Origin of the sequence: Candidatus Pelagibacter sp. (genome assembly GCF_052049775.1) — a bacterium.
GTDB lineage: Bacteria > Pseudomonadota > Alphaproteobacteria > Pelagibacterales > Pelagibacteraceae > Pelagibacter.
On record NZ_JBNGZH010000009.1, the window covers coordinates 1 to 8,751 of the forward strand.

Annotated in this window: 11 protein-coding genes and 2 tRNA genes; 1 reads left to right on the forward strand and 12 read right to left on the reverse strand. The window is 28.5% G+C overall.

The genetic code is table 11. The annotated features are described in order from the left end of the window. The 11 genes from ACTT83_RS02320 to ACTT83_RS02370 form a co-directional block, all read right to left on the reverse strand. Nucleotides 1–789 (reverse strand): sulfotransferase domain-containing protein (locus ACTT83_RS02320; RefSeq protein ID WP_440918576.1); only part of this gene is annotated, 789 nt, incomplete at its 3' end. Next, nucleotides 790–1,842, reverse strand: a complete 1,053-nt coding sequence (locus ACTT83_RS02325) for an ATP phosphoribosyltransferase regulatory subunit (RefSeq protein ID WP_440918577.1) — start codon at nt 1,840–1,842, stop codon at nt 790–792. Beyond that, nucleotides 1,820–3,214: a histidine--tRNA ligase gene (hisS, locus tag ACTT83_RS02330; protein WP_440918578.1), complete on the reverse strand. Its 1,395-nt coding sequence runs from the start codon at nt 3,212–3,214 to the stop codon at nt 1,820–1,822. The genes ACTT83_RS02325 and hisS overlap by 23 nt, the downstream gene beginning before the upstream one ends. Nucleotides 3,215–3,563: 349 nt before the next feature. Further along, nucleotides 3,564–3,776 carry a cold-shock protein gene (locus tag ACTT83_RS02335; RefSeq protein ID WP_440916946.1) on the reverse strand — a complete coding sequence of 71 codons (213 nt, stop codon included), beginning with the start codon at nt 3,774–3,776 and terminating at the stop codon, nt 3,564–3,566. Between the two features lie 75 nt (nt 3,777–3,851). Beyond that, a tRNA-Phe gene (locus tag ACTT83_RS02340) sits at nt 3,852–3,926 on the reverse strand. A gap of 6 nt (nt 3,927–3,932) precedes the next feature. Then, nucleotides 3,933–4,148, reverse strand: coding sequence for a translation initiation factor IF-1 (gene infA, locus ACTT83_RS02345; protein WP_075535637.1), 216 nt, complete (start codon nt 4,146–4,148; stop codon nt 3,933–3,935). 2 nt (nt 4,149–4,150) lie between these two features. After that, complete coding sequence (gene hisD, locus ACTT83_RS02350; protein WP_440918584.1) at nt 4,151–5,437, reverse strand: histidinol dehydrogenase; 1,287 nt, start codon at nt 5,435–5,437, stop codon at nt 4,151–4,153. Continuing rightward, the gene (locus tag ACTT83_RS02355; RefSeq protein WP_440918579.1) at nt 5,437–5,829 is read right to left on the reverse strand and encodes a DUF2948 family protein; all 393 of its coding nucleotides are present in this window, start codon (nt 5,827–5,829) and stop codon (nt 5,437–5,439) included. The genes hisD and ACTT83_RS02355 overlap by 1 nt, the downstream gene beginning before the upstream one ends. Then, complete coding sequence (gene murA / locus ACTT83_RS02360) at nt 5,829–7,088, reverse strand: UDP-N-acetylglucosamine 1-carboxyvinyltransferase (protein ID WP_440918580.1); 1,260 nt, start codon at nt 7,086–7,088, stop codon at nt 5,829–5,831. Before murA ends, ACTT83_RS02355 begins: the two co-directional genes overlap by 1 nt. 3 nt (nt 7,089–7,091) lie before the next feature. Further along, nucleotides 7,092–7,652, reverse strand: a complete 561-nt coding sequence (gene dcd / locus ACTT83_RS02365) for a dCTP deaminase (RefSeq protein ID WP_440918581.1) — start codon at nt 7,650–7,652, stop codon at nt 7,092–7,094. A gap of 97 nt (nt 7,653–7,749) precedes the next feature. Continuing rightward, nucleotides 7,750–7,950 carry a hypothetical protein gene (locus ACTT83_RS02370; protein WP_440918582.1) on the reverse strand — a complete coding sequence of 67 codons (201 nt, stop codon included), beginning with the start codon at nt 7,948–7,950 and terminating at the stop codon, nt 7,750–7,752. 100 nt (nt 7,951–8,050) lie between these two features. Between ACTT83_RS02370 and ACTT83_RS02375 the strand changes: the two genes are divergently transcribed. Continuing rightward, nucleotides 8,051–8,124, forward strand: a tRNA-Thr gene (locus ACTT83_RS02375). Here ACTT83_RS02375 and ACTT83_RS02380 read toward each other — a convergent pair. Then, on the reverse strand, nt 8,125–8,751 hold a 627-nt coding region (locus ACTT83_RS02380; protein ID WP_440918583.1), incomplete at its 5' end, for a TVP38/TMEM64 family protein.

Genomic DNA, 8,751 nt, shown 5'->3' on the forward strand with positions numbered 1-8,751 from the left:
TAGTTCTTTATCCAATAATTCTTGATATTTATTTTTATTACCAAAATTGAAAAATTTCAGTTTTTCTTTTGTTTTTTTGTTTATCATGGACTCCTCAAAACCATTTTCACTTTCAAGTTTTTGCATTATTTTAAATTGACATGATTTAATTGTTTTTTTTGCTTTTTCTCTATCGAAAGAAATGCTCATCTTGCTTATTCTTTTTATAAATTCAAAAACTTTCTTTAATGTTGCAAATGTCTCATTTTCTAAATCCTCATATCTTATTGTTAAAACTGGAAATTTTTCACATTTTACCCAACTATTAATATGAAACTGCCATGTGAATAATGCATTAAATCCCAGGTATCTATTTTCTATCTTTTCAACAATAGCTTTATTTTCAGTATTCATAAATTCAAAAGCTTCAATGTCGCTTATCTGATAATGATGTGATAAAGAACTTACAATTTTTCTTGGATCACGAACGATATAAATAGCACCAAGAGTATTGTTATTATCTGTAAAACTATTTCCATCAATTTTACACATTGCATTATGAGTTTTAAAAAATCTCAATTTTTTATCTTTGTTAATTCTAATTTGTTCTTTAATCCAGAATTTAGACGTACTTTCTGGCTTTAAAAATAAATCGCTATATTTTGAAAAGTAAGGAGCGCTAGGAAATTGATCAATATTTTTCAATAAATTAAAATTAAACGAACCGTCATTTGTATAAAAATAAGACGATAATAAAGATCTTAACCAAGTATTTCCACTTTTTGGATATGACGATAACCAAATAATCATTTAATCTAATAAATTTATAGCAGCTCCTACTGCTGGGGTTTGTTTTTTTGATCCTAAGTCTGAAATTAGACCATCATAACGACCACCATTAATTATATTTTTTAATGAATTTTTAGATTTGATATCAATTTTAAATACCATTCCAGTGTAATATTCTAGTTGTCTTCCAAATGATGCTGAAAATACTACATTTAATTTTGAGACTTTATTGCTTGAGATTGGAAAATATTTTTGATCAACAGCTAAATTAATTTTATATTTTTTAAAAAATTTATTTAATTCAGTAGCTGCTTTATTTATTGGACATTTTATTTTTAAAAAATCTTTAATTATTTTTGAAACATTTTTCCCTTTATTGGCTCCTCGAGGATCTTTAATTTTTTGGTCAAATCTTTTCAGTATTTCATCAATTGTTCTTCCTGCAACAACAATTGATAAATCCTCTTTGAGCATTTTAATGTAACGCTTTTTATCTATTTCTACAATTGTTGGGTCAACATCTGAATTGGTCTCTAATCTTTTTAACAAATCATTAAAATATTGTTCTCTCCAGAAGTGTCTTGATAATCTTAGCTTCCATCTTTTTGGTATATCTAATTTCGAAATTAACAAATTAAAAATTTCAACATTTCCAATAATTAGTGCTCCAGATGAATATTTAATATTTTTAAGTAATTTAAGAGAAGTAATTATAATTTCTTTATCATCATTTTTCTCATCTTTAGATCCTAAAATTTCAAATCCGATTTGGTTTCTGATAATAGAGTCCTTTTTATTTTGCGATTTTCGATAAGCTTGGCCACTATAAAAAATTTTTTGCTTTTCTTTTAAATTATTTTCCAAATATCTTAAGCAAGATACAATAGTCAAATCTGGTCTAAGACATAACTCACTTCCATTATGATCAGTGAAAGAGAAAATAAATTTTCTAAAATTTTCTCCTGATCTTTGAACAATGTGATTAGCCTCAATTACTGATGGCAAATCAATATACTTAAAACCCTTAGATTTTACTGATCTAAGGATATTTTCAGATAAGTTTTTTGACTTCATCGATTAAATTTGCTTTTGGAAATGTTTTATTGTTTTCACCTTTAATACCTTTAAGGTTTTTTATGGTAACATTATTTTCATTAAATTCATTTTCACCACAGATTATTGCAACAGAACATTCTCTTTTATTAGCATAAGTAAGTTGTTTACCTAGATTTTTTTTACTATCTAAAAATATTTCAGCATTAATATTATTTTTTCTTAAATCATCCAAAATTTCGTAATAATTTTTTAGATATTTTTCATCCATTACACAAACAATAACTGGATTTTGTGTATCAATTTTTATTTGATTTAATTGCATCATTACATAAAGCAATCTATCAACGCCAATACTTACTCCTGTGCCTGGAATATCTACACCCTTAAATCTTGAAATTAATTTATTATATTGCCCACCTGAGCAAATACTTCCAATATCGACTTCCTTACCCTTAATATTTTTTGCTTTAAAATTTAGATTAGTTTCAACGCAAAACCCATCGTAATAATCTAGTCCTCTAACAATTGTAAAATTACTTTTTACTTGATCAGAATAATTTCCAAAATTTAAAACCTCAAATAATTCTTCCAATTCTTTAATACCTTCTTGAGTAATAGGGTTTTTAAAATTTTCTTTAAGCTCCTTTAAATCTTTTATTCTTAAAAAACTTAAGATTTTTGAAGCTTGACCATCACTTAAGTTTGCTCCTTTTGTTATAGCTCCACTTTTGTCTTTTCTTTCTTTTTTTAATAATTCTTCAACACCCTTCAAACCAAACCCAGGTTTATCAAGTTTATCTATGGCTCTCATTACTTTAATTTGTTTCTCTTTTTCAATTTTCAAATCTTCAATTAAGCCTTGAACAATTTTTCTATTACTTACATTGATAGTAAACTGATCTTTTTTTAAACCACAATCTATTAGAGTATTAGAGATCAGATTACACAACTCAGCATTGGCTTGTGCTGAATTAACATTTCCAACTATATCACAATCTGCTTGTGTAAATTCTCTGTATCTAGCATTACCAGACTTTTCGTTTCTAAATACATTTTGAATGGCGTATCTTTTATAAATGGATGGAAGTTCTTGATTATTTTGAGCAACAAATCTTGCTAAAGGACTGGAAAGATCGTATCGAAGAGTAATATTCTTTTCACCATCATTAAAAGAAAAAACATCAGACATAGGATTACTATCATCCTCTGCAAGAAAAGATCCTATATTTTCACTAATTTCAAATGATGGGGTTTCTAAAGGATCGAAACCATATTTAATAAAATTATTCTCAATGACTTTTAATAGTCTTTTTTTGAGAATTAATATTTTATTCCATCTATCTTCAAAACCTGAAGGTAATCCAGGAATTAATTTATTTTTTTCACTCATTTTTTGGTACCTTGAGTAGGTTACGCTCCTACGACTTCGGATCCACAAACCGACGTGATACTATTTCACCATCAAGGCATATCCTTTTTTGTTTTATCTTATTTTGTTGTTATTTAAAATTATAATATAAATGATTATTCGCTAGCTTTAGCCAGCATGGAAGTGAACGTGCGCAACTCTACTAGTTCCTTTAAGAGTTTTTCTTAAAGTACTTTTTGACGCTAATTTATTTATCTCAAATTTTTTCATTGAGAGCTTTTTAGACAAAAAAAACGATAATGCAACCCTTAAAAGAAAAAGGACGTATATCCGCTTGTAGATATATCGCCCTTTTTATAATTTTAGAAAATTAGTCTAATTTTTTTAAATTTACCGCTGACGGGCCTTTGGGACCATCTTCAAGAGTAAATTCTATTTTATCACCCTCATTAAGATATCTCATGCCCGCTGCTTTAACTGCGCTTGCATGTACAAACGCATCTTTTTCTTTATCGTCTCTTTCTATAAAGCCGTAACCTTTTTTGCCGTTAAACCACTTTACTTTTCCTTGTATTGTACTCATCTTATTCACTCGTCCTTTAGTTATTTATTTTAATATGAGGTTAGGTTCTTTTAAATTAATTTCAAGATATTTTGATGGTGCCTCGGGAAGGATTCGCACCTCCGACACAAGCCTTTTCAGGGCTCTGCTCTACTCCTGAGCTACCGAGGCAAAAGGTCAACCCCTAAAGATTATTCTGCCTTTTGTAAGGTCATATGGAGTCATTTCGACTGTCACATTATCACCTTGTAATACTCTAATTCTGTTTTTTCTTAATTTGCCCGCTGTATGAGCTGTTACAACATGACCATTTTCAAGCTGAACTCTAAACATAGCATTTGGAAGTAAATCAGTTACCTTGCCTTTGAATTCAAGTAAGTCTTGTTTTGACAAATTTATTTTCTCCTTATTCTTTTTTTTACAGATTGAGCATGTCCTGCTAACCCTTCGTAATTTGCAAGAGTTATAACTGATGGCCCAAGACTTTCAATACCCTTTTTTGATAAGTTTATGTAAGAAATTCTTTTATAAAATTCATTAACACTTATACCACTAGAATATTTTGCTGACCCATTAGTTGGCAATATATGATTTGATCCAATGTTATAATCTGTCATTGCCATAACTGCATATTTTCCTAAGCAAATTGACCCAGAATTTTTAATTTTTGGTATAAAAGATTTATAGTTTTTAACATTTAATTCCAAGTGTTCAGGTGCAATTTTATTCACGATATTAATTATTTTACTATCGTTTGCTACATACATTAAAATTCCATTTCTCTTTAAACTTTTTTTTGCCACAGACTCCCTTGGAATATTTTTTAATTGTTTTGAAACTTCCATCTGGACTTTACTAATTAGTTTTTTGTCTTTTGAAATCAATATACATTGTGCTTGAGGATCATGTTCTGCTTGGCCAATTAAATCACTTGCAGCCCATTCAGGATTTGAGAATTTATCACAAACAATAGTTATTTCAGAAGGCCCTGCGGTCATGCCTTCGATTCCAACATCTCCAAAAACTTCTTTTTTTGCAGCTGCTACATATGAATTCCCAGGTCCAACTATTTTATCAACTCTTTTAATTTTTTTAGTTCCATAAGAAACAGCTGCTATAGCAGATGGACCACCAATAGAGTAAATCTCTTTAATTTTACATTTTCTTGCCGCGTATAAAACAGCCGGATTTTGGTTTCCCTTGAAACCTGGGTTTATCATTACAATTCTTTTAACTCCTGCAACAATTGCTGGTATAGCATTCATAAGCACACTTGATGGATAAGATACAAGTGAACCAGGAACATAAATTGCCACAGACTCTAATGGTAAATATTTATATTCAAGTTTGTTTTTAAATTTATCCGTATAAGAAATATTCTTAAATTTTTGCAAAGAATGAAATTTGTAAATTCGATTATAGGCTGTGTCGATCGCTTTTTTGACCTTAGGATTTAAAGACTTTATTAACTTAGAAATTTTTAAAGCACTAGGAATGATTTTAGAATTCTGATTAAATTTCTTTTCATATTTAATCAATGCTTTATCACCATTTTTTTTTACGTCATTGATAATATTAGTTACAGAGACTTTGTCAGATTTAATGCTTTTTCTTCTTTTAAAAAGTAAATAATCCAAATTTCTATCGAAATTTTTAGTTTTACTATTTAATATTTTCATAATTATTTAATTTCGTTTTGATCCTCAAGCCGCGCTTCGATAGTTTCGGTTGTCAAAACTATGTGGGCATTATTATTAAAAATAAGATTTATTTCATAATCATCATTATTTTTCAAATAATCAATTCCAATTAATTCTAAAACTAAATCTTTATTTGATTGATTGATATTTTTTGATCTTACTTTATCAACAAAATCAAATCGACAGATACTATTGATTTTCTTACCATTTTGATCAGTTTCAATTTTACTTCTTTCAATAGATAATAAAAAAACTTTATTAGATGCTAGATACTTTATATCTGTAACTTTCACTTTTGCACCTGAGCTACAAGCGGAAATCATTTGTAGCCCCTCTTGATCATTCGCAATTATTTTTGCTAAATATTTACTCATTATTTCAATCTTTTAATTTTAACACCAATTTTTTTTAATTTATTTTCGATATTTTCATATCCTCTCTCCAAGTGATAGACTCTTCCAACAATACTTTTACCATTCGCTACCATTGCAGCTAATACTAAAGCAACACTGGCTCTTAAGTCACTAGACATTAACTCAGCACCAATAAATTTGGTATTGCCCTCAATAAATGCTTTATTGTTTTGAATATCTATTTTAGCACCTAATCTTTGCAACTCAGCAACATGCATAAATCTATTCTCAAAAATACTTTCAGTTATAGAACTTTTCCCAACACTCTTGCACATTAATACCATTAATTGAGCTTGAAGATCTGTTGGAATGCCTGGAAACTCTTTAGTTTTTATATTTTTAATAGGTTTAATTTTGTCAGGTCCTTTTATAAAAATTTTGTTATTGGAGGTTTTAATCTTTGCCCCAACTTTTTTTAACAGTTCTATTTCAGTATAAATTATTTTTGGGTTTAAATTTTTAATTTGTAGATTACCTTTAGCAAGCGTTGCCGCTACACAAAAAGTTCCTGCCTCTATTCTATCAGCCATAACTGTATAACTAGTTTGATTAAGAGAACTAACTCCTATGATGGTGCAGGTTCTTCCGGACCATTTTATAATTGCACCTGCTTGACACAAGAATTTTGTTAAATCTTTAATTTCAGGTTCCACGGCACAATTTTTCAAAATTGTTTTGCCTCTAGCTAAACATGCAGCTATTATAGAATTTTCTGTAGCGCCTACACTAATATTAGGAAACTTTATTTTTTTGCCTTTGAGTCTTCCATTCGATTTGGCTAAAATATATCCGTCTCTTATTTTATATTCCATTCCTAACTTCTTTAATGCACTAAGATGATAATTTACAGGTCTTGCCCCTATGAGACATCCACCAGGCAAAGATGTTTTAGATTTATAAAATTTAGAAATTAATGGACCTAACACTAATATTGAACCTCTCATTGTCTTTACAAGTGAATAACTTGCAAAAGTTTTCATGTTCTTTTTATTAATAATTTTTGCAGTTTTTTTGTCTTTAGATAAAATTATTTTTGATCCAAGAGATTTTAATAAATTAAGCATTGTATCTATATCTCTTACTCTAGGTAAATTTTTAATAATTACTGGTTTTTCAAATAATAAAGTTGCTGCAAGAATTGGTAGAGATGCATTCTTAGAACCTGAAATCGAGACTTTACCCTTGATTTTACAAGGACCATTGATCAGAAATTTATCCATAAATTACTTTTTAATTTTAGCAACCTGTATGGTGGTTTGTCCCTGATATTTACCGTTTTTTGATTTATATGTTGTTTCTGGTTGAGTATCTGATTTAAAAAATAAAAATTGAGCAATACCCTCGTTTGAATAAATCTTTGCAGGATTAGGAGTTGTATTACTTAATTCGATAACAATATTACCTTCAAATTCATTTTCAATTGGAGTTACGTTACAAATAATTCCTGTTCTCGCATAAGTACTTTTTCCAACACAAATACAAAGAACATCTTTTGGAATTCTAAAATATTCAATGGTCTTAGCTAAAACAAATGAATTAGGTGGGATTATACAATATGGCCCCTTTCGCTCAATAAAATTTTCATCAGAAAAGTTTTTTGGATCCACTAGCGAACTATTAACATTTGTAAATATTCTATACTCATCAGAAATTCTGACATCGTAACCCATACTACTTAGTCCATATGATATTTTTCCCTCAGAGACCTGATGATCCAAGAATGGTTCGATCATCTTGTGCTCTTTACACATTTTTTTTATCCAAGTGTCTGGCTGGATCGACATTATTTTGTTTTCTTTTTATTTTTTTTTTGAAAAAATTTTCTCTTTTTTAAATTTTTCCTAAGCGCAATGCTTAAGCGCTCATTTTTATTTTTAGTAATCATTCTTTATTTGGATTGGTAAGGAAATCTAAAGTTATTGGTTTAGATGCATCTAATGCTTTATCCTTATTATCATCTTTTTTAGTGCCATCTTTTGCTAGTCTTTTTGCTTTTTTTTCAGCAAGTTTTCTTTCTCTTTTAGCTTGCTTTTCCATGAGCTTAGCACTTTTGGTTGATTTATAATCGTAATGAATACCCATAAAATTTCCTTGGTAAGATATAAATCAAATTAATCAAAAAATTAAGGCAATAATTTGGAAAAAATGCTCTATTATCAATAAAAATAGAATTGATCCAAATGCTCCTATAGTTAAATGGCATAACGTGTCCATGGTAAGGATAAATTCCAAGTTCGATTCTTGGTGGGAGCACCACTAATTTTTATAAAAAGACTTTCTAAAAAAAATTGTAATCAAGACTAAACTAAAAAAGGCTAAAATTGGAATATATATTTCAGAAGAAAAAATTATGTCTGTAATTTTGGGAACTTGTGAATTTTGTTCTATTACTATTTCCAAACCACTACCTAAAGAAACCCATAAAAAAATTTGAGGTATAATTCCTATTAATGATGCGAAAAAAAAATTTTTTACTCTGACATCAAAAATTGTAGGCAAAATGCAACTAAGTTGCCAAGGTATTCCTCCAATAAATCTATATATTAAAAGATAATAAAATTCGGACTTTTTAAATTTTATCTCTAAATTTTGATATCTATTTAAAAATTTATCTCTAATTAAATCTTTTAAAAAATAGTTTCCAAAAATATAAAGAAGTGTTGCACCAACACTCATACCTATAACCACAATTATAGTACCCAACCATTTTCCAAAAATAAACCCTCCTAGTAGTGCAATTGGAGAACCAAAACCTAAAAATGGAAATACCCATAATATTGTTAAAATTAAAAAAGATATAGATATTAAAAACAAATTAGAATTTTTTAATTTTAAGAAATACAATCTGTTTTCTTTAATGAAGTCATAAGAAGTTATTTCTTG

Excerpts from the sequence above, each read along its gene's own strand:
- dcd (WP_440918581.1), bottom strand. The coding sequence starts at position 7,652 with ATGTCGATCCAGCCAGACACTTGGATAAAAAAAATGTGTAAAGAGCAC.
- ACTT83_RS02355 (WP_440918579.1), bottom strand. The coding sequence starts at position 5,829 with ATGAGTAAATATTTAGCAAAAATAATTGCGAATGATCAAGAGGGGCTA.
- hisS (WP_440918578.1), bottom strand. The coding sequence starts at position 3,214 with ATGAGTGAAAAAAATAAATTAATTCCTGGATTACCTTCAGGTTTTGAA.
- murA (WP_440918580.1), bottom strand. The coding sequence starts at position 7,088 with ATGGATAAATTTCTGATCAATGGTCCTTGTAAAATCAAGGGTAAAGTC.
- ACTT83_RS02335 (WP_440916946.1), bottom strand. The coding sequence starts at position 3,776 with ATGAGTACAATACAAGGAAAAGTAAAGTGGTTTAACGGCAAAAAAGGT.
- ACTT83_RS02325 (WP_440918577.1), bottom strand. The coding sequence starts at position 1,842 with ATGAAGTCAAAAAACTTATCTGAAAATATCCTTAGATCAGTAAAATCT.
- ACTT83_RS02370 (WP_440918582.1), bottom strand. The coding sequence starts at position 7,950 with ATGGGTATTCATTACGATTATAAATCAACCAAAAGTGCTAAGCTCATG.